The 18,642-nt window shown below is 62.2% G+C and carries 19 protein-coding genes and 3 pseudogenes; 10 read left to right on the top strand and 12 right to left on the bottom strand.

All coding sequences use genetic code 11. The features are described 5' to 3' along the window. The first annotated feature begins 185 nt into the window (after positions 1-185). Positions 186-944 carry a type IV toxin-antitoxin system AbiEi family antitoxin domain-containing protein gene (locus HND92_RS10065; protein ID WP_017462895.1) on the top strand — a complete coding sequence of 253 codons (759 nt, stop codon included), beginning with the start codon at positions 186-188 and terminating at the stop codon, positions 942-944. Next, positions 937-1,677: pseudogene (locus HND92_RS10060) on the top strand (nucleotidyl transferase AbiEii/AbiGii toxin family protein); the annotation flags it as partial. The gene HND92_RS10065 and the pseudogene HND92_RS10060, both read left to right, overlap by 8 nt. A gap of 2 nt (positions 1,678-1,679) precedes the next feature. Here the strand turns inward: HND92_RS10060 and HND92_RS10055 are convergent. Further along, on the bottom strand, positions 1,680-2,642 hold the full coding sequence (locus HND92_RS10055; RefSeq protein WP_011804582.1) for an IS110 family transposase: 963 nt from the start codon (positions 2,640-2,642) through the stop codon (positions 1,680-1,682). A gap of 203 nt (positions 2,643-2,845) precedes the next feature. Here HND92_RS10055 and HND92_RS10050 point away from each other — a divergent pair. Next, positions 2,846-3,040 (top strand): annotated as a pseudogene (locus HND92_RS10050) (nucleotidyl transferase AbiEii/AbiGii toxin family protein); the annotation flags it as partial. Positions 3,041-3,243: 203 nt separating this feature from the next. After that, on the top strand, positions 3,244-5,088 hold the full coding sequence (gene mobH, locus HND92_RS10045) for a MobH family relaxase (RefSeq protein ID WP_172206894.1): 1,845 nt from the start codon (positions 3,244-3,246) through the stop codon (positions 5,086-5,088). 26 nt (positions 5,089-5,114) lie between these two features. Here mobH and HND92_RS10040 read toward each other — a convergent pair whose 3' ends face one another. Continuing rightward, positions 5,115-5,414 carry a helix-turn-helix domain-containing protein gene (locus tag HND92_RS10040; RefSeq protein ID WP_003282197.1) on the bottom strand — a complete coding sequence of 100 codons (300 nt, stop codon included), beginning with the start codon at positions 5,412-5,414 and terminating at the stop codon, positions 5,115-5,117. Between the two features lie 105 nt (positions 5,415-5,519). On the opposite strand from HND92_RS10040, the gene HND92_RS10035 reads away from it, so the two are divergent. Beyond that, positions 5,520-6,146, top strand: a complete 627-nt coding sequence (locus tag HND92_RS10035; RefSeq protein ID WP_018076253.1) for a LysR substrate-binding domain-containing protein — start codon at positions 5,520-5,522, stop codon at positions 6,144-6,146. Positions 6,147-6,193: 47 nt separating this feature from the next. On the opposite strand, the gene HND92_RS10030 is transcribed toward HND92_RS10035, so the two are convergent. Next, on the bottom strand, positions 6,194-8,047 hold the full coding sequence (locus tag HND92_RS10030; RefSeq protein WP_172206893.1) for an integrase arm-type DNA-binding domain-containing protein: 1,854 nt from the start codon (positions 8,045-8,047) through the stop codon (positions 6,194-6,196). A gap of 469 nt (positions 8,048-8,516) precedes the next feature. Between HND92_RS10030 and HND92_RS10025 the strand changes: the two genes are divergently transcribed. Continuing rightward, entirely contained in the window at positions 8,517-8,774 is a 258-nt protein-coding gene (locus HND92_RS10025) for a helix-turn-helix domain-containing protein (protein ID WP_256376569.1), read from the top strand. Between the two features lie 80 nt (positions 8,775-8,854). Here HND92_RS10025 and HND92_RS10020 read toward each other — a convergent pair whose 3' ends face one another. Then, a complete protein-coding gene (locus HND92_RS10020; RefSeq protein WP_172206892.1) occupies positions 8,855-9,496 on the bottom strand; it encodes a substrate-binding domain-containing protein in 642 nt (213 codons plus the stop codon). A 436-nt stretch (positions 9,497-9,932) separates the two neighbouring features. Between HND92_RS10020 and HND92_RS10015 the strand changes: the two genes are divergently transcribed. Beyond that, on the top strand, positions 9,933-10,226 hold the full coding sequence (locus HND92_RS10015; protein ID WP_172206891.1) for a helix-turn-helix domain-containing protein: 294 nt from the start codon (positions 9,933-9,935) through the stop codon (positions 10,224-10,226). Between the two features lie 20 nt (positions 10,227-10,246). Here HND92_RS10015 and HND92_RS10010 read toward each other — a convergent pair whose 3' ends face one another. From HND92_RS10010 to HND92_RS09980, 8 genes are all read right to left on the bottom strand, one after another. Beyond that, positions 10,247-11,143, bottom strand: a complete 897-nt coding sequence (locus tag HND92_RS10010; RefSeq protein WP_172206890.1) for a LysR family transcriptional regulator — start codon at positions 11,141-11,143, stop codon at positions 10,247-10,249. 102 nt (positions 11,144-11,245) lie between these two features. Next, positions 11,246-11,638: a peroxiredoxin gene (locus HND92_RS10005; protein WP_172206889.1), complete on the bottom strand. Its 393-nt coding sequence runs from the start codon at positions 11,636-11,638 to the stop codon at positions 11,246-11,248. Positions 11,639-11,645: 7 nt separating this feature from the next. After that, a complete protein-coding gene (locus tag HND92_RS10000; protein WP_172206888.1) occupies positions 11,646-13,298 on the bottom strand; it encodes a multicopper oxidase family protein in 1,653 nt (550 codons plus the stop codon). A gap of 40 nt (positions 13,299-13,338) precedes the next feature. Then, complete coding sequence (locus HND92_RS19500) at positions 13,339-13,473, bottom strand: hypothetical protein (RefSeq protein ID WP_256376568.1); 135 nt, start codon at positions 13,471-13,473, stop codon at positions 13,339-13,341. Continuing rightward, complete coding sequence (locus HND92_RS09995) at positions 13,466-14,377, bottom strand: F510_1955 family glycosylhydrolase (RefSeq protein ID WP_172206887.1); 912 nt, start codon at positions 14,375-14,377, stop codon at positions 13,466-13,468. The genes HND92_RS19500 and HND92_RS09995 overlap by 8 nt, the downstream gene beginning before the upstream one ends. A gap of 60 nt (positions 14,378-14,437) precedes the next feature. Beyond that, the gene (petA, locus tag HND92_RS09990) at positions 14,438-15,034 is read right to left on the bottom strand and encodes a ubiquinol-cytochrome c reductase iron-sulfur subunit (RefSeq protein WP_172206886.1); all 597 of its coding nucleotides are present in this window, start codon (positions 15,032-15,034) and stop codon (positions 14,438-14,440) included. Positions 15,035-15,114: 80 nt separating this feature from the next. Further along, the gene (locus HND92_RS09985; protein WP_172206885.1) at positions 15,115-15,369 is read right to left on the bottom strand and encodes a DUF2933 domain-containing protein; all 255 of its coding nucleotides are present in this window, start codon (positions 15,367-15,369) and stop codon (positions 15,115-15,117) included. Positions 15,370-15,409: 40 nt separating this feature from the next. After that, positions 15,410-15,739: a P-II family nitrogen regulator gene (locus HND92_RS09980; protein ID WP_172206884.1), complete on the bottom strand. Its 330-nt coding sequence runs from the start codon at positions 15,737-15,739 to the stop codon at positions 15,410-15,412. A gap of 593 nt (positions 15,740-16,332) precedes the next feature. Here HND92_RS09980 and HND92_RS19575 point away from each other — a divergent pair. The 3 genes and pseudogenes from HND92_RS19575 to HND92_RS09970 all read left to right on the top strand — a co-directional run. Next, positions 16,333-16,416 (top strand): annotated as a pseudogene (locus HND92_RS19575) (cation-transporting P-type ATPase); the annotation flags it as partial. Between the two features lie 65 nt (positions 16,417-16,481). Continuing rightward, the gene (gene cueR, locus HND92_RS09975) at positions 16,482-16,895 is read left to right on the top strand and encodes a Cu(I)-responsive transcriptional regulator (protein ID WP_172209251.1); all 414 of its coding nucleotides are present in this window, start codon (positions 16,482-16,484) and stop codon (positions 16,893-16,895) included. Between the two features lie 203 nt (positions 16,896-17,098). Beyond that, on the top strand, positions 17,099-18,610 hold the full coding sequence (locus HND92_RS09970) for a multicopper oxidase family protein (RefSeq protein WP_172206883.1): 1,512 nt from the start codon (positions 17,099-17,101) through the stop codon (positions 18,608-18,610). Positions 18,611-18,642: the final 32 nt, after the last annotated feature.

Genomic DNA, 18,642 nt, shown 5'->3' with positions numbered 1-18,642 from the left:
GCCGGTCGTGGCCTGCCCTCCAGCATAGACCGCGATCAGGAGGGCGGGTTGCGGCCGGCAGAGCCGGGTTGGCTCGGGCCGCAGGTCGATTAGATTCTGAGCGATAAATCAAACCTTATGCTACTTTCCCTGCACGTTCTTGCAATGGCTCTAGGGTCGATTGGATTCTGTGTTATTTTTATAGCATGAATGGAAATTCTCGGCACCAGGTAATCAAGCGACTGCAGGCGGGACTCCCCCGTGGGGCGCCGTTCGACCTTGCCACCCTGAGCCAGTTCGGGGTGTCGCCCCAGCTCGCCGCCCACTATGCCGACGGCGGGTGGCTCGTGCGCCTGGCCCATGGCGTCTATGCCTTCCCGAACGATGAGTTCGGGGTCTACGGTGCGCTGAAGTTCCTGCAACAGCGCGTGCCCGGCCTGCACGTCGGCGGCAAGAGCGCCCTGGCCCTGCAGGGGGTGCGGCACAACCTGGGCAGCCGGGAGGCGCTGGTGCTGTGGGGCGACGGTCGCTTCGCGTTGCCGGCCTGGTTCACTTCGCGCTTTCCGGCCCGCTACGTCCACGCCCGCCTGTTCGACTGGCCGGACACGGCGCTGGCCGGCAAGACCCTGACCACGCCGCCTGGCCTGCCCGAGGATCTGCGGGTGGCAGCCCCCGAGCGTGCCGTGCTGGAGCTGCTGTACGAAGCCGGCGTCAAGCAGAGCCTCGAAGAGGCCCGCAACCTCTTCGATGGACTGCGTTCCCCCCGCAAGGACTTGCTCGGGCAACTGCTGTCCTGCTGCGCCAGCGTGAAGGCCGTGCGCCTGTTCCTTACCTGGGCGCGCGAGACCAGCCTCGTGGATGTCGATGCCCTGCTGGAGCAGTACCCGGTTCGCACCGGCAGCAACACGCGTTGGATGAGCCGGCTCGATGACGGCACCTTGCTGAGCCTGAGACCTCATGGATAAGACCTACGCGGACACCGTTCGCCTGCTGCTGGCCGTCGCGCCCGACGTGTTCGCCAACGACATCTTCGCCATGAAGGGTGGCACGGCCATCAACCTCTTCGTGCGGGACATGCCGCGCCTGTCGGTGGACATCGACGTGGTGTACCTCCCGTGGCAGACGCCGCGCGACGAAGCGCTGCAAGCCATCAACCAGGAGCTGGCCGCCATCGCCACGCGCGTTGCGCCACTGGGCGTGCAGACACGCCTGGTTCGCGCCAAGGACCTGGGCGACACCAAGCTGATCGTCGAGAACGACGCCAGCCAGGTGAAGATCGAGGTCAATGTCGTGTTCCGCGGCAGCGTGCTGCCCGTCGAGCGGCGGCCGCTGAGCGCCAGGACCAGCGATCTGTTCGGCGTCGAGTTCGATCTGCCGGTTCTGGCACCGGACGAGCTGTACGCGAGCAAGCTGGTGGCCGCGCTGGATCGGCAGCACCCCCGCGACCTGTTCGACGTGTGGCAGCTCTTTGAGTCGGGCGACATCAGCGACGGCATGGTCGAGTGCTTCGTGATCTATCTGGCGGGCCACAACCGGCCGCCTCACGAAGTGCTGTTCGGCAACGACAAGGACATCGCCGGCGAGTACGAGCGGGCCTTTGTCGGCATGACCGAAGTGGACTGTTCCCTGGAGACACTGCTCGACGCTCGCGGCAGGCTGCGGCGCGAGCTGCCACAGCGACTGAGTAACCGTCTTCGAAGTCAAGCGCAATGAAGCGACTTGTCCCAAGGTTTTCCAGTGCGCACCATGGCGTTGAGCGTGGTGAGCAACTTGCGCATGCAAGCGACCAGGGCGACCTTGGGCAACTTGCCAGCGGCCTTCAGACGCTCGTAGAAGGCCTTGATGGCCGGGTTGTAGCGGGTGGCCGTGAGCGTTGCCATGTACAGCACGCGGCGGATCTCGAAGCGCCCGCCTTGTACGCGCCGCCTGCCCTTGCTGCCGCCGGAGTCATTGGCCATGGGCGCCACGCCCACCAATGCAGCGATCTCGCGCCGGTTCAGCCGGCCCAGCTCTGGCAGCTCGGCAATCATCGTGGCACTGGCCACCGGGCCGACTCCCGCAGCCGACTGCAGCAGCGTGTCGAGCTCCCCAAAGTGCTCGCGCACATGCGTGACCATCTGCTCTTCGATCTCATCGAGCTGCGCCTTGATCGCCGCCTCGATGGCCTCGATGCTGGCGTGCAGCTTCTTGGGCGTGATCTGCAGCCGTTGGCGCTCCGAATGGAGCATGGTCAGCAACTGGCGCCTGCGCGTGACCAGGGCCGCGAGCCACTGCTGGCGCTCATCGGCCAGGGGGCGCAAGAAGCGCTGCAGATCGTCGCGGCGCAGCAGCACCGCTGCCAGCTCGGCCAGCGTGCGCGCATCCACCGCGTCGGTCTTGGCCAGGCGTCCCATGGATTTGGCGAAGTCGCGCGCCTGGCGCGGGTTGATGACCGCCACGGGCAGGCCTGTGGCCTGCAGGGCACACGCTAACGCGGCCTCGTAGCCGCCGGTGGCCTCCATCACCACCAGACCCACGTCCAGGGGCTGCAGGGCAGCCGCCAGCGCCGAGTGGCCTTCGGCATCGTTGTCAAACCGCTGGGCGCTGCTCTTGGCACCCAGCACACAGACATCCACGTGCGCCTTGGCCACGTCGATGCCCACCGTCACAGAGGTAACAGACATGATCTTCAGATCCCTTGCTTGTGCATGCGCGCTCAATCAAGGCGCGCGTAACCGTTCGGGCTTCACGAAGACCAGCGCGGCGGCCATGCGTTCTGTACTCAGTCACGGGCTCTATCACCCCAGCGCCTACCAAACTGCACGGGCCGGTCTGGCCGCCTCAACGGCGTTCAGACTCTACCGCGCTGGTCTGGTTTAAAGATACAAGCACCGCGCACAAGCAGTTTCTGAGCGGGCTGGCGCGCGCAGAACCGGACTGGTCGCTGGTGCAATGCCCGCACGCCGCGCAACTGCCGGCACTGCGCTGGAAGCTCGCCAATCTCGAAACCTTCCGCAAGCGCCGTCCCGACGACTTCGCAGCGCAATCCGCCGCCCTCGACACCGGCTTGGGCCAGAGCTGACGAACATCCCGCAGCGCCCCACTTGCCGGGATTGCCCCATGCCGCATTCATCGTGGCACCCGCGCAGCAGCGGCCCTATACCCAAAGGCTTCCGACAAAGGCCAAAGGGTTGGGAAGGGGCAAAGGAAGGGCGCCAAGGGGAAAGGCCCTATCCTGAAAAGGCCAAAAGGCGCCCCCGAGCAGCCCGTCATCCGGGGTTCGCCATGCTCTCGCTGTTCCAGCGCAAACGGGTGCCACCCACCGCCGGCACACCGCCCACATCCGCCATCGAAACTCCGAAAGGGTTGATGCGGCCGGAGTCGGCCGCATCGCTGCTGGCCACGCCGCGTCGGCAGAAGCTGCTGGAACACATCTGGCAGCGCACATCGCTCTCGCGCCGACAGTTCGCCACGCTCTACCTCGCCCCACTGGAGCGCTACGCCGAGCTGGTCCAGCAGTTCCCGGCCTCCGAGAACCACCACCACGCCTATCCGGGCGGCATGCTGGACCACGGCCTGGAGATCGTCGCCTATGCGCTGAAACTGCGGCAGTCATACCTGCTGCCTGCGGGCGTCACGCCGGAGGCACAGGCGGCCCAGGCCGAAGCCTGGACCGCAGGCACGGCCTACGCGGCCCTGCTGCACGACATCGGCAAGATTGCGGTCGATCTGCACGTCGAGCATGCCGACGGCAGCGTCTGGCATCCCTGGCACGGCCCGCTGCGAAAGCCCTACCGCTTTCGTTACCGTAAGGAGCGTGAGTACCGCCTGCACAGCGCCGCCACCGGGCTGCTCTACACGCGCCTTCTCGATCGCGACATCTTCGACTGGCTCAGTGGCTATCCCGACCTCTGGGCCGCGCTGCTCTACGTGCTGGCCGGCCAGTACGAGCACGCCGGCACGCTCGGCGAGTTGGTCGTGCAGGCCGACCAGGCATCGGTCGCCCAGGAACTCGGCGGCGATCCCAGCAAGGCGCTGGCGGCGCCCAAGCATGCGCTGCAACGCAAATTGCTCGACGGCTTGCGCTACCTGCTCAAGGAAGCGTTCAAGTTGAACCAGGCCGGCCCGGCGGACGGTTGGCTGACCCAAGACGCCTTGTGGCTGGTGAGCAAGACCGTCTCCGACAAGCTGCGCGCACATCTGCTGTCGCAGGGCATCGACGGCATCCCGGCAAACAATACGGCGGTGTTCAACGTGCTGCAGGATCACGGCATCGTGCAACCGACGCCGGATGGCAAGGCGATCTGGAAGGCTACCGTCACCAGCGACGCCGGCTGGTCGCACGCCTTCACCTTCCTGAAGCTCTCGCCGGCGATGATCTGGGATGCCGCCGACCGGCCGGCGCCGTTCGCAGGCCGTGTGCAGGTCGAAGAGGAACAGGCGGAGCCGCAGGCGCCGGCGGTGGCCGATGGGCCGCGCGTGAAAGGCACCGAAGCTGCACCCGCGAGCGCGGCGCCGATCGCATCCGCAGCCATGGACACCGGCGTGGCCGCGCTGCTCGACCTGCTGGGCGACACCGCTCCACCCACCGCGCCGGAGACCCCGAGTTGCCCTGTTGCCGAGTCCGAGCCGGCCCCATCGACCGTGCCCCCGTCGCAGATGAGCCTCGCGCCTGCCCAGGATCGCGCGCAGCCCTCCGGGGCGCACTTCATGGCCTGGCTGCGTCAGAGCATCCAGACGCGCAAGCTCATCATCAACGACGCCAAGGCCCTGGTGCACACCGTCGCCGGTACGACCTACCTCGTCAGCCCCGGCGTGTTCCAGCGCTACGCGCAGGAGTACCTTCAAGTCGCCGCGCTGGCCAAGCAGGAGAAGCTGGAGGGGTGGCAGTGGGTACAGAAGCGCTTCGAGAAGCTGGGACAGCACCGCAAGCAGCCGAGCGGGCTGAACATCTGGACCTGCGAAGTCACGGGGCCGCGCAAGTCGCGCCGGCTGCACGGCTACCTGCTCGTCAGCCCGGATGCGCTGTTCCAGGAGACGCCGCCAGACAACCCATACCTGCGGCTCCTCAACGAGGCCGCAAAGCGCGAAGATTCAGCCCTTGGGGGCAAGGACGACGATCAGGCGTAGGCATGCGGCCGCTGTGCGGGCCGGCTTCAATCCGCGGATGGGGCCGACTCTGCCAGCTTGGCTTCGGTCAGAGTCATCAAGTGGGCGGAACTGCATTTCAGCGCACGGGCAATCTTGAGGATGAGAGGGAGCGTGGGGACATGCTCGCCGCGCTCGATCTTGCCCATGTGCGACCGTTCGATGCCGGCCATGTGGGCCAGCGTTTCCTGAGCGATGCCCTGGTTGGTTCTTTCTTCCCGCACGGCAGCCCCAAACGCGATGGCTGGTTCCGCTTCGTAGGTAGTGGTGCCGGTGGGGCGGCCCCTTTGGATCGAACGCTTTGGCATTGCCAAGAGCGTCGAACACGGTCACGATTTAAACCACGTTAAACTTAACTCATCCAACGGCTTCGAGATCAGTTGCCACGAGTTCACCGCCTGGGGGAGCTGGACGTGGAATCGAGTGACATCACCGCCGAAATTCGCATGGCCGTCCTCGGCGAATGGGTGCCTCCCCAGCTCGCCGACGTGCTCGCCCTGCAGCGTGCCGAAGAGCCGGAGACTCATGCCGTCCTGGCCGGCTGGACAGATCCCGGTCGAGGCGCGGAGCTGCCGGACGACGGCTTCGACTTCGCCTTGTCTGCGGTTTCCCGGCAGTGGCCTGGCTGGGTATGCGAACCGCTGTGGCATGACACGCTGGCGGTCGCCGTGGCCAAGCGCTCCCACCTGCTGGCCTACCGTGAAGTGCCGTGCGGTGAAGTGCTCAAGCAGCCCTTGATCTGCTCGCAGTCCACGGCCGATGAACCATGGCGCATGACCGTGCAGCGTGTGTTCGAGAACGCGCTGCAGGAGCGAGAGCAAGCGGTGGAGACATTCGATGTGGCGATGACGTTGGTTGCCGCCGGGTACGGGATCGCCATTGCGCCTGCCGCGAGACTGGCGAGCTACCTACGCCGAGGCGTCGCCGTGCGGCCGCTGGCCGGCGCACCAACGATCGTGATGGCTTACCTGCTCCGCCGCGATGCTTCCTTGTCGGACACCCAGGCAAGATTCGCCCGCCGCGCGCGCTTGGTGTCCTGACAGACGCGCGGGGATCGCGGTTCCGCCACGATCCCGCATTCCTGCTGCTAGGCGACTCCGACTCGCAGCGGGGTCCATTCGCTTTCCTTCACGGCTGTGCTCACTGCCATGACGAGCTTGTCGAGATTGCTGGCCGTCACGCCCTCCAGTGCCGAACACCCCCGCAGCATCGAGCGCGGTTGCAGTAGTGCATGGTAGATCTGCCAAGGGTCCGCACCCCTGGTCAGCTTCAGGACGGACTGGATCAGCTCGTGCTTGAGTGGGTCGAGGTGCCAGTCCGGCACGCGCTGGCCGCGGTTGCCTACGTTCAACGCCAGCAAGTTGCCCGCCTTGATCTCGTAGCTGATCCACCTGCGGGATTTGCCCGCCATCTTGGCAAACGCAGCGACGGGAAGGTTGTGCGGCGCTTCGAAGACATCGAACAGCTCCATCCTCTCGCGCTGAATGTCCGAGGGCACCAGCGGCGCGGCTGATCGAGGGGGCGGAACCGCCGGCAGCCGATGTGTGGCGGCAGAAACCAACGGCATGGCGTCACCCGGCTTCGTCACGAGCAGGATTGGCGAAGCGGCAACCGGCGTGGAGGGTACGCTTGCGGTTTGCCCATTCGGGAACGCGGGCACGCCTTCCAGATGCACGGTGAGCGGCATGCTGGCCGCCTCGACCTGGTTCTGCTCGAAGAGGTCGAGCCGATCGGCCCAGTCCTGCATCATGCGGCGACGCTGCTCCACGTACTCGGCATGGTTGTAGGTCGCGCTGACCTTGTTGGGATCGACATGCGAGAGCTGTGCATCCACCCAGACCTTCGGGTAGCCAATCTCGTTGAGCGCAGTGGACATCGTGCCGCGGATGCCGTGTCCCGTCAGGCGTTCCTGATAGCCCATGCGCTTGAGGGCACCATTGAGCGTGTTCTCGCTGATGCGCTTCTTCAAGTCGCTGTCGTGCCGGAACAGGTGACGCTGGGCCGGCTTGAACTCATCGAGCAGGTGCCGGACGATCTCCATGGCCTGAACCGACAGCGGCACGATGTAGGGCGGGATGTCCTTCGCCTGCTGCCGCTTCTTGCGCATATCCAATTGGAGTTGCTTCACGACGTCGGGCGGGATGATCCACAGCCCACGGTCCAGATCGAATTGATCCGGCATCGCCTGTCGCAGCTCGCCGGTTCGCACGCCGGTCAGCAGCAATAGCCGCAGCCCGAGCTGGGTCTGCCGCCTGCCGCGATAGCTGCGCAGCCGCTGCAACAGCTTCGGCAGCTCGGCCATGCGCAGGAACGGGTTGTGGTTGACGGGTGGCAGCGGCAGCGCTACCACATCGAGATCGGAGGCGGGGTTCTGCTCCAGGCCCGGCACGATCACCAGCGCGTAGCGGAACAGTTGGTTGAACCACGTCCTGACTTTCTCGGCAACGGAGAGCGCCTTGCGCTTCTCGATCTTGGCGATCACCTCCAAAAGGTCGGGACGCTTGATCTCATAGACCGACCGCTTGCCCAAGGCGGGCAGCACATCCTTGTCGAAAATGCGCGGAAGTATCGAGAGGGTCGTCTGCCGGCCTTCCTTGAGGCTGAGCCCGCGATGCTTGAGCCACTTGCGATACACCGCCTCGAAGGTGTTTTCGTCGGCGAGCCGGACAGCGGTGCGCTTCTGCTTGCGGTGAACGCGAGGATTGGTGCCTTTGGCCAGCAGGGCGCGCGCTTCGTCGCGCAGGCTGCGGGCCTCGCGAAGCGTCACCTCTGGGTAGGTGCCGAGCGACATCCGCTTCTGCTTGCCCGCCCAGTAGTAGCGGAAGTGCCAAGTCCGGCCCCCTGCAGCCGTGACGGCCAGGGAGAGGCCATCCAAGTCAGGGAGGGTGTATGCCTTGCCAGTTGCCTTGGCCTGTCGAACGGCCAGGTCTGAGAGTGCCATGCTCTTGCTCCTGAACATGAGTCAGGAACCAGATGCTGGTCACGTCGACCTCGCCCCTCCATCAACAATCCGGAATCAGCCGCGCCCGCAAAAATGGACTTGTTTGTGGACTTAAAAGTCCCGGCTGTAGGCGGATCGCAGTGGACCGCGGCAGAACGTCAAAGAGAGGAAAAGTCCTTGTGTGGCAACGACTTGCAGACTCTCTTGGACTTCTGCGGAAGTCCGCAGAATGATGCAGTGGAGCGGGCGATGGGAACTACTCTAAGCATCCAACCCATTGATTAACAACAGGTTTTTCGGGTTCAGTTGCCAGATTAGGGCCAGCAATTGTACCATTTGCCCGCCCTCGATGACATAGCAGCGTCTACTGTGGCCCACTGACAAGCACGGAAAGCCAGTGAGATGATTTCTTAAGCGGCTGACGGTCCATTCGCTCGCGCTGAGACCTTTTCGCTGTCATACCTATCCATTGCAGCACGGTAGCCGAGCAGACGTACGTCAGCTGACTCCCATCTTCAAGACCGAGCTGAACATGACGCCGGCCGCCTACATCGAATCGGTGCGCGTGGAGATGGCGCGCAACCGGCTGGAGACCACCGATGAGCCGCTCGACCGCATCGCCACGGCCTGCGGCTTCAACACCACCGACACGCTCAACCGCGCCATTCGCAGGAAGCTGAACACCACGCCGGCCGAATACCGCAGTAGGTTCCGCACCGCCTGCTGAGCCCGGGCACTTCGCCTGTGCGGCCGCTGGGGTTTGTGTGACGCGGGCGCACCATGCGTCAGCCAACAAGCCAGGAGAGACTAGCCTGCGGCAGTGGCTGCAATCTGTAGCGCTCTGCGCTCGAACCGCTCAGCCACCGGGTCTGCTCGTCCGCTGGGCCGCTGCAGGTGCGTCACGATTTCGTAGGGGCCGTCAGCAAGCGGTCGCATAGTGATCCCCCATCCATGACCATGTTCGATGCGCGATTGGGCGGATACCCCGACGCCGTAGCCGGCCGCAACCCATAGCGCCATCATCTCGAATGAAGTCACCCGCTGGATGTTCTCTTGGTCCAGAGGCATGAGGGAGGCCAACCTCTCATCCAGCAGGGGGCAAGCCTCGGCCTGCCAGCGATAAATGGGGTAATCCTGGAGATCGGCGATGGTGAGCTTCGCCTTGTCAAGTAAGTGAGACCGCGGCGGCATGGCAACGGCCATGTTCTCGGTCCACAAGGGTTGCGTTCTGAGGGTCGGATCGCTGAACCGCTGAAGCGAAATCCCTACGTCGTAGCAGCCTTCACGAAGTCCCTCAAGCAGATCGTCGCCTGCAACCTCAAAAAACGTGAGTGTGACGTCTGGTTCTTCCGCGCGTTGCCGTGCGAGAAGCGCCGAAAGTTGTGATGACGGTACGCCCGGCGCTACCGCAAGCCTGAGACGGGGAGGCGGGCTGGTGGCGTCGTGCATAAGAGCCCCCAAGAAGAGAATTTATCGTTTTCTGTTAAAAGCCGGAATGGCGAAGCACGTAAAGCCGCGCCAATCCTTGCTTTCGCTGATTTCCCAATTTCCGTTAAATCCCGGAATGGGGTCGAAATTTCCGTTAAAGCTGAACTGACCGGAGGGCCAGTTGGGTGGCTTACCTGGGCGCATCGCATCAGCTTTCACACCTCCAAGGGCTGGGCAACCCCTTCTCATCAAAGCGAAAATCCTAGCTCGACACTCATCTGGCATCCCCGGCTCCTCACCTTCTCATTCCAGAATTCAACGGGCGATTCCGCCTTCAACGGGAAGATTCCGGTCTTTAACGGAAAACGACATTAGATCGGAAAGGTGAGCCAACATCATAAGTCAAGAGTGAACTTTAACGTGGTTAATCTTGATGGATTGAAGGACGCTTCTATTGATGCAGAAGCGTACTGTTCAACCCGGCCGACCTCCTGGCACGACTACCTATGAAGCCGAGCCGGCCTTGGCGTTCGGGCGGGCTGTGCGCGACGCACGCATGGCTCAAGGCATCGCTCAGGACGAGTTCGCGGCCATGGCGGATATCTCGCGCTCACATATGGGCAAGATCGAGCGTGGAGAGCATGTGCCCACGCTCCCCCTGATACTGAGAATTTCCGTGGCGCTCAGGCTCAGTGCGGCCGAACTGATGGCAGCAACAGAGCAAAACCTCCGTACTAAAATCGATACGTGAGCTGACCCTCCTGGAGGGCCTCAGCAGCAGTCGCCTGAGTGCGCGCGCAGGCGAACGATAAATCGCTCCAGCGACTCCGACAAGTCGTCGCTGTCGGGCCGAAGCAGGTAGGTGGTGATAACCGCTGAATCAACGGCCAAGGGACGGATTACCACGTCTGGACGCTGGCTGACCGCGATCCTGGCCGCCGTGGTGAAGCCGACACCATAGCCTGCGCCAACCAGGGTGAGCATCATGTCCAGCGAAGTCACATGCTCGGCGACATTGGGCTCGCGCTCCAGCGGCCGCAACAGCCGGGCCAGCTCGCGGCAGTAGCCTTCGCATACCTGCGGGTCACATAGCACCAGAGGATGGCACGCGAGTTCATGCAGAGGAACCTTCTTGTGCGACAGCAGCGGGTGCCGGGGAGGCATGGCGACCACCAGTGGGTCCTGCCAGATCGGTTCGGACACTATGCCTTCGCCCACGTCGGCGGCGTGTGAGAATCCGATGGTGAAGTCGCCTGATCGCAGTCCGCGCACCTGCTCGGCCAACGGCACTTCAGACAGGCGTATCTCGATTTCTGGTTCTTCCTCGCGGCAACGGGCAAGGAACGCCGACAGCCGAGGATCAATCGCGCCGTCGGATACGGCGATGCGCAGCCTCCCTTGCGAGCCTGCTGCTACCGCTTTGACATTCTCCCGCGCTTGCTCCAAGACAGTGAACAATCTGCGAACGTCCTGCAGGAAGGCGACACCCGCGGAGGTCAGCAGGGTTCCTCTTCGATTTCGATCGAAGAGCACCACCCCCAATTCATCCTCAAGTTCTTTAATGGCTCGGGACAGCGGAGGCTGCTCGATATGCAGGCGCTCGGCGGCCCGCGTGAAATGCAACTCTTCCGCCAAGGCTACAAAGTAACGAAGGTGTCGCAATTCCATGGATCAATCCCTCGAAGTCGATTGCATGTATTGCTTATTCATTATTCGTTTCATTCCTGACAAGGAGATGATCAGAGGATTATTTTTTTGTCAGGATCATGTCTATGGTGCCTTTCGCAATCCTTGGCGCAGGTCCGCGACCAGATTCCTGACGGTAACGTACATGGTGTACTTAGGCGCGCCGCCATAGTCCGCGCGCCAGAGGATTGTTCCGTCCTTATCGAGCAGGATGAACGTGTGGCCGTCGTGGCTTTTGCCCATCATGCCGTAGCTGTTCGCGTCGTAGGCGCGCGACACGCTCAGATCGGGATCCGAAAGCACGGGAGTGGCCAACCGCTCGTTGCTTACCTTCTCCTTCAGGGCGTCGATCGGGTCGGTGCTGATGCTTACCAGAGAATCGACACCGAGAGCCCGGAATTCATCGATGTGCGACTCGATGTCCTTGAGCTGGTCCCAGCAGGGCTGGTGGCCAGTCGATTCAAGTGGGCGACACACACAGCCTCTACGCCTGGACGAGGTAGTTGCGCATCAGACCGGAGTCCTCATGCTCCAGCATGTGACAGTGGTAGAGGAACAGCCCCGGGTAGTCCTTGAAGCCGAGCAGAATGCGCACGCGCTCTCCGGGCATCACCAGCACCGTGTCTTTCCAGCCTTCGTCGAGCAGGCCGGCCTTGACCGTGCCTTGCTGGCGCGAGAACGCGGCAGCCACGGAGCGCCCGATCACCCGGAACTGCAGCCCGTGCACGTGCATCGCGTGCGCCATCGCCATGCCCATCATTCCAGTTTGCCCGTCATTGCGAAACTCCCAGACCTCGTGGGTGCCGAGCTTGACGGTCTCCAGCGGGCTCACGCCGAGCATGTCGAAGCTGTGGCCGTTGATGCCCCAGGTCATCATGCCCATGGTGAGGTTGAACACCTTGGGGTGGTTGAAGTTGACGGCAACGCGCGGCTCTGGCCGCGGCAGCTGGGACAGGCGCTGCGGCGGCAACGTCGGCTTGTCATACCTGCCATGCTGGATCTGCAGCTTGAGAACAGGGAACGGTGCGCCATCGGGCAACGCCGATTCGTCCATCATGCCGCCCATCATTCCATTCATGGCCATCCCACCCTCGAAGGCGAGACTCTGCAGCGTCAGTTCGGTGCCGGCCAGCCAGCGGCCGAAATCCACCCACAGGTCGACGCGCTCGGCCGGCGCCAGCATGACGTAGTCGCGCTGCAGCGGCGCGGCCAGCAAGCCGCCATCGGTCCCGATAACCGTCAGCGGCGAGCCGTCATGCCAGGCCAGCTTGTAGATGCGCGCGTTCGAGGCATTGAACAAGCGCAGGCGATAGGCGTCGCGCTCGACCGCCATGCTCGCATCGGGGCGGCCATTGACGAGGATCTGGTCTCCGAACACGCCCATCATGCGGGCCATCATTTGCCCCATGCCGCCCATCATGCCGCGGTCCGTCATGCCGCCCATGCCGCCGCCACCCATCATCCCGTGGTCTTGCGAGCTCTCCGCGGCCGCGCCGGCCGGGCTCTGCGACAGGTAGACAAATTGGTTGTCGTCGTCGAATGTCCGGTCCTGCAGGACCAGCGGGAGGTCATAAGAACCCGTGGGAAGTTCCAGGGCCGCTTCCTCGTCATCGCTGACCAGGAACAGGCCTGCCAGGCCGAAGTAGACCTGCTTGCCCGTCCGGCCATGGGGGTGCGGGTGAAACCAGTAGCTGCCGGCCCGGTTCACGACCGTGAACTCGTAGACGTAGCGCGCGCCCGGCGCGATCGCGTAGCGCGGATGGCCATCCATGGGTTCCGGCACGTGCAGCCCGTGCCAATGAATGATGGTCGACTCCGGCAACTCGTTGATCAAGTCGATGCGCACGCGCTGACCCCGGTGCACGCGGATGATGGGCCCCAGGTAAGTGCCGGCCGATGCGTCAAGCGTGTTCGCATCGCCGCGCAGCAGCTTGCCCTGGTAACGCCACACCTGCGTCTGTGCCCCCGGGCGGATGGCGACACTGTCCTGCATCGCGTGCAGTTCGATGTGGACGTCGATGTTGGCCGCGGCGGGCTCCTCGCCGCCGGCTCTTGCGCTGACCTCTGGCAGGCCGAGCGCGGCGACAGCCACAGCTGTCGCGGAATGCATCAGGATGCGGCGTCTTTGTTGATTCATGCGGGAAGTCTCCGATCGGGTTCAAGTGCGGCGGCTGCGCCTACCAACCGCCCATCCGACCCATCATGCCGAAATGCATCACGACCATGCCGATCACACCCAGGATGGCAATGCCTCCGATGACCGCGAGCACGATCACAACGATCTTAAGTACGCCGCCGCTCGAGTCACTCATGGGTCACTCCTTCCTTCGCGATCTGCGTCCAGGTGCGCCCCTGGTCCTTGCTGACAAAAACACTCCGCTTGAAGGTCGCGATGGCGATCTCGGCCCGTCGGGCAGGGTTCTGCGCGATGTATGCCACAGCATCCTGCGTCAGTGCCGGGATCGGGACCTCTTCGGCTTTGGAGCCGGCCTTCAATGTGATCCTCGCCAGCGCCGCCTTGCCTGCATAGCTGCCAAACCACAGATGCTGCCCGTCCAGATCGAAGCTCGCGGCGAGTACCTGCTTGTCGCCGACCAACCGCTCGAAGCTCTCGGCCGAGTTCCGGGACAGATACAGCCCGTCGTCCATGCCGGCCGCAACGACTTTGGCGTCCGTGGGATGCACAGCCAGGCTGTTGAGCTTGGACCCTAACCCCTTGGCAGCGGCGCGCGTCCACTTCAGGCCGTCGTTTAGCGTGTAGTAGATGCCCGCCTGACTCATGCGGGAGTTCGGCTGGTGGTTGAGCACGTACACCGCGTTGGTTGCATAGCTGGTCGCCAGCGTATGGAAATCCGACTCACCCGTAAGCCCAAGCTGCTGCCAAGTCTTTCCGCCGTCCCGGCTCTTGATCAGGCCAAAGGGATTGGTCAGTCCGGAACCTGGTGCCGGGTGCCCGCTGCTGTACAACGCGTCGCGCGTGGCAGAGTACCCCATGTAGTCGTGCGTCGGCCCCGCAGCCTTGGACCAGCGTCCATCCTCGAAGACGGCCAAGCCATGGTGACTGGGGATCAGAAGCTGTTTGCCGTCAGCGCTGTAGGACAGCCCGTGGACATGCATCAGTGTGACAGGCTCGCCAGCGTGAACCGGGGACGCCGCGAGGATGCCAAGCGCCAATGCGAGCGTCAAGGCATGGAGAGGTCGTTGTTTGTGGCGCATGGCTATCCCTCGTGATGGTTGGGAAAGTGCATGAACGTATGGGCGTCACCTGGTTGAGAATCAGGCCCTGGGTCCCACGCCGATGTGCAGTGCCGATTCTCCAGAATAGTGGTGCGGGGGCACTTCGAGGTTGCTGGGAGCGGGTACGTTCTTGAAAACCCGGCCCGCGAGATCGAACTTCGATCCATGGCATGGGCAATAGAAGCCGCCCGGCCATGACGCCCCTATGTCGGCGGTACCCGGTTCTGGCCTGAAGGACGGGATACAACCCAGGTGGGTGCAGATCGCCACCAGCACGGCGATGTCCGGCTTGACCGAACGCAGATCGTTGCGGGCGTAGTCAGGCTGCTGCCCACGACGGCTCGAATGCGGGTCACTGAGCAAGTCGTCGTGGCTGCGCAAGGACTCGAGCATGCCCGTAGTACGGCGCAGCACCCACACCGGCTTGCCGCGCCACTCCACGGTCCGTAGTTCGCCGGGCTTGATGGACCCAACGTCGGCCTCTACAGGCGCACCGAATGCGCGCGCTCGTTCGCTTGGGGCCATGGAGGCCACGAAGGGCACGCTTGTCGCGACGATACCCGCACCGCCAGCCGCAGTCGCCGCCGTGAGCCACAGGCGACGTGCGGGGTCTGGAAGGATTGCTGTGCATGACATTTGCAGGCCTCGCCTGGAACAAGGGTGGATGGAGTGTGCTGCAGACTGCTGGTGAATGCAGGGCGTTCTGGCATTGCTCGCTAGGCCTTGTCCGGATCGCCATCGCGGACCCCGGATTCCGCCTTGCTTTCGCCGGGCTTGGCGCTCTCATTCTTCTGGTTGCCATTCATGCCCTTCATCATGAAGAGCATCGCCACCGGGCAGATGAGTGCCACCAAGAAAGGGGCGCTGGCCAGAATGAACGCGTGGGCCGCTGGTATTGCGAAGTAGGCGACCGCCAGGCCAAGGCCTAGCCAGACAGCCATCTTCACCAACATTTTTGAATCGCATTTCATGTTGCTCTCCTTTGAAATTAGGGGTCTCGCAGAGGTATCGTTAGACCGATGGGTCAGGTAAAACTTCTGCTCCGGTACGAAGATGGAGTAACTTTTCCACGGGCATAACCACTGCGATTCCCGCCCCAGGAACATCGGAACGAGCGGTCTCCATCAAGGCCTTGAGAAGCACCTCCACTTTCGATTCCTCCGTGAAGATCTCAATCTTGGTGTGTTCGCTGAGCCAGTCACTGGTAAAGAAATTCTTGTATTCGCCAAAGCCCTTGACTCTGGTAAGCGTGATACCTCCAACACCCATGCTCCTGAGTTGCCTTTCCAGGGACTCCACAGCCTCTGACGGGACAATTGCAACGACATACTTGAAGTTCATGATTTCCTCGCTGTCTTTCATAGTTCGGCATTCGATAGATCAAATGACTGAAGGCTGAGGTCGCCATCATGGCAATTTGATGCATCGGCACGATGAACAGTTTCCCGTCGCGCAAGCCAACATAGGCACCCTGGAAAGACCAAGTACGACCAGACCGCAGAAAGCACTGGCGCGACTGGCTTCCGATCACTCAGGTCTTGGCACCGACTCCGCAAGCCGGGACATCGTGCACGCGTTTGTCTCGACCACCGCGCCAGCAGCGCCTTGTGATTGGGCAAATCCACCTCGACCTTGGCACCTGGATCGGCTGAATTGAGGGCCGTGGTCACCGCGTTGACGCAGCGGCTGCAGGTCATAGGCCGAAGACCGAACGCCTTCATGATGGCGGCTCCTTGAAAGTAGGATCAACGCCTTCACTGTGAGGCATCCAACCGTGGCAATGTCAAGCGATTCGAAGGATCCCCACTTTTAAATCATGGAATTTTGGTCGACACCTTTGACTTTTCCATCGTGACAAGGTGGAGACTGCAATCAACGCTGTGACGTGGTGGCGACTCCCTTGACGCCAAGAGCGGCCGCTGAGCTTGGTCGTCGCCAGAGCGGCCATGGCGTTCAGCAGTGTCAGCGTGGTCGCCAACGCCTTGACGCTGCGCCGCAGGAAAGGAGACCGACCATGATGTACAACACCGCACCACGGCAAGAACAGGCTGCCGGCAAGTCGACGGGAGCCCGCCATCACCATATGCCCGCGCCGGTGATTGCGCAGCGGTTCAACATAGGACAGGCGGCCACACGCTCTGGCGTGACGGCCAAGATGATCCGTTATTACGAGTCCATGGGGTTGCTGCCCCCAGTGGCACGCACAGAGGCCGGCTACCGACTGTACGGGGACAACGAAGTCCATACGCTGCGCTTCATTGGCCGTGCGCGAAACCTCGGCTTTGGCATGAATGAGATCACCGAGTTGCTCAAGCTCTGGCAGAACCGTCACCGGGCGAACGCCGATGTCAGGCGCATCGCTCTAGCCCACATTGCCAACCTGGAGCATCGCGTGAGCCAGATGGTTTCGATGAAGCACACGATCGAGGTCTTGGTCACGTCCTGTCATGGAAATGAACGGCCAGTTTGTCCGATCCTCGATGAGCTCGCCAAGTGAGCGAGCGCCATTCGGATGTGGGTCCACGACCGATAAAAAAGGCATCACCCGTGCCCGCCCATCCAAGGCAAGAAGCGTCCATCGGTCAAGCACAAGCTCAGGTAGAGCAGGCCAACGCATTGCAGGCAGACCTGCTACGCATTGCGCCTTCGGCGCTGAAAGAGGACGATTCCGATCGGCCCTAACATCAAGGGGAATTTTTCATGGGATTGCTCCGCCGCCAATTTTTGTTGACCTCCGCTGCCGCCGCCACTGCGGTATTCGCCGGTTGTACATCAACATCTTTCAGTGATTCGAAACCAAGCTCCAACGGAAAGGGGAGTGGCACACCTAGCCGTCTTCTGGTCGAAAAGCGCTCGATTGAAGTTAACGGTCGTGCGGCCATGATGTTCCGACTTCAACAGCCAAACGGTACGCGCGGCCTCTTTCTCAATCCGGGAGAACGCTTCCTGGTCAATCTGGAGAACCGCATGGACGAAGCAACCATCGTCCACTGGCATGGGCAGACGCCCCCGCCCGACCAGGACGGTGTAAGTCAGTTCGGTATTCCGCTACTTCAGCCCGGCGAGCAGCGCGCCTATGATTTCGGCGCACGTCCTGGTACGTACTGGATGCATTCGCATCAAGGTTTTCAGCACCAGAAAATGTTGTCAGCTCCATTGGTAGTGCGCACAGCCGATGACGTGCGTGCTGACGCCCAAGAAGTAACGATATTTCTGGAAGATTTCTTGTTTCGTGACCCAGCCGAAATATTCACTGACTTGCAAGGCGGCAAATCAGAACATCACGATGCCATGGCAGGCATGGCAGGCATGGCAGGCATGGCAGGCATGATGCCGAGTAAAACTATGCCCGGCGCTCAAGAAATGCCAGGCATGAGTGGGATGAATGGCATGTCAGGCATGCAAATGGATTTGAATGATATCGAGTTCGACGCTTATCTCGCGAACGACCGCACGCTCGATGATCCAGAAATTATCCGAGTAGCCCAGGGTGGAAAAATCCGCTTGCGCGTTATCAATGGATCCGCTTCGACCAATTTCCATATTGATCTAGGGTCATTGCAAGGCACGATTGCGGCGGTCGACGGCGAGTTGGTCAAGCCATTGACGGGCCGTCGCTTCGGCTTGGCCATGGCCCAGCGGATCGACATTCTGGTCGACCTGCCGAAAAACGTTGGCGCTTGGCCAATCCTGGCGATGCGGGAAGGCGCCAGGCAGCAAACTGGCGTCATTCTTGCTACCGTCGGCGCAAACGTCGGCAAGCTGGCAAGCATGGCTGACACCATGGCCGGCCCCCTGACCTTCGACCTGGAAATGCAATTATCCGCGCTCACCCCATTGGAACTTCGTCCCGACACTACCCATTCCACGTTGAAGCTGACTGGTTCTATGGCGCCATATAGCTGGGGTATCAACGAAAAAGGCTGGAACAACCGGGATACCGTGAAGATCAGAAAAGGGCAACGCGTACTGATCACTTTTCAGAATACGACGATGATGGCACACCCCATGCACTTGCATGGTCACGCTTTCCAGGTTGTCGCGTTCAACGGCAAAGCATTTGCGGGAGCGATGCGCGATACGGTCCATGTACCGCCAATGGCAAAGGTAACTATCGCGTTTGATGCGGACAGCGCTGGCCAATGGTTATTGCATTGCCACAACACGTATCACATGGCGGCGGGCATGATTACTGAAGTAGCCTACGTCTAAAAATGTACGCTAGCTCAACCTGATAACGACAA

The sequence above is a fragment of the Diaphorobacter sp. JS3050 genome (genome assembly GCF_013154915.1).
Classification (GTDB): domain Bacteria; phylum Pseudomonadota; class Gammaproteobacteria; order Burkholderiales; family Burkholderiaceae_C; genus Diaphorobacter; species Diaphorobacter nitroreducens.
Note: the sequence above shows the minus strand (reverse complement) of the source record. Positions and strands in the feature narration are given on the sequence as shown.

Coding starts and splice junctions, on each gene's coding strand:
- HND92_RS19500 (WP_256376568.1), bottom strand. CDS start 13,473: ATGAGTGACTCGAGCGGCGGCGTACTTAAGATCGTTGTGATCGTGCTC.
- HND92_RS10000 (WP_172206888.1), bottom strand. CDS start 13,298: ATGAATCAACAAAGACGCCGCATCCTGATGCATTCCGCGACAGCTGTG.
- HND92_RS09970 (WP_172206883.1), top strand. CDS start 17,099: ATGGGATTGCTCCGCCGCCAATTTTTGTTGACCTCCGCTGCCGCCGCC.
- HND92_RS10040 (WP_003282197.1), bottom strand. CDS start 5,414: ATGCCAAAGCGTTCGATCCAAAGGGGCCGCCCCACCGGCACCACTACC.
- HND92_RS10020 (WP_172206892.1), bottom strand. CDS start 9,496: ATGCACGACGCCACCAGCCCGCCTCCCCGTCTCAGGCTTGCGGTAGCG.
- HND92_RS09980 (WP_172206884.1), bottom strand. CDS start 15,739: ATGAACTTCAAGTATGTCGTTGCAATTGTCCCGTCAGAGGCTGTGGAG.
- petA (WP_172206886.1), bottom strand. CDS start 15,034: ATGTCATGCACAGCAATCCTTCCAGACCCCGCACGTCGCCTGTGGCTC.
- cueR (WP_172209251.1), top strand. CDS start 16,482: ATGCCCGCGCCGGTGATTGCGCAGCGGTTCAACATAGGACAGGCGGCC.
- HND92_RS10055 (WP_011804582.1), bottom strand. CDS start 2,642: ATGTCTGTTACCTCTGTGACGGTGGGCATCGACGTGGCCAAGGCGCAC.
- mobH (WP_172206894.1), top strand. CDS start 3,244: ATGCTCTCGCTGTTCCAGCGCAAACGGGTGCCACCCACCGCCGGCACA.
- HND92_RS09985 (WP_172206885.1), bottom strand. CDS start 15,369: ATGAAATGCGATTCAAAAATGTTGGTGAAGATGGCTGTCTGGCTAGGC.
- HND92_RS10010 (WP_172206890.1), bottom strand. CDS start 11,143: ATGGAATTGCGACACCTTCGTTACTTTGTAGCCTTGGCGGAAGAGTTG.
- HND92_RS10015 (WP_172206891.1), top strand. CDS start 9,933: ATGCAGAAGCGTACTGTTCAACCCGGCCGACCTCCTGGCACGACTACC.
- HND92_RS10065 (WP_017462895.1), top strand. CDS start 186: ATGAATGGAAATTCTCGGCACCAGGTAATCAAGCGACTGCAGGCGGGA.
- HND92_RS10030 (WP_172206893.1), bottom strand. CDS start 8,047: ATGGCACTCTCAGACCTGGCCGTTCGACAGGCCAAGGCAACTGGCAAG.
- HND92_RS09995 (WP_172206887.1), bottom strand. CDS start 14,377: ATGCGCCACAAACAACGACCTCTCCATGCCTTGACGCTCGCATTGGCG.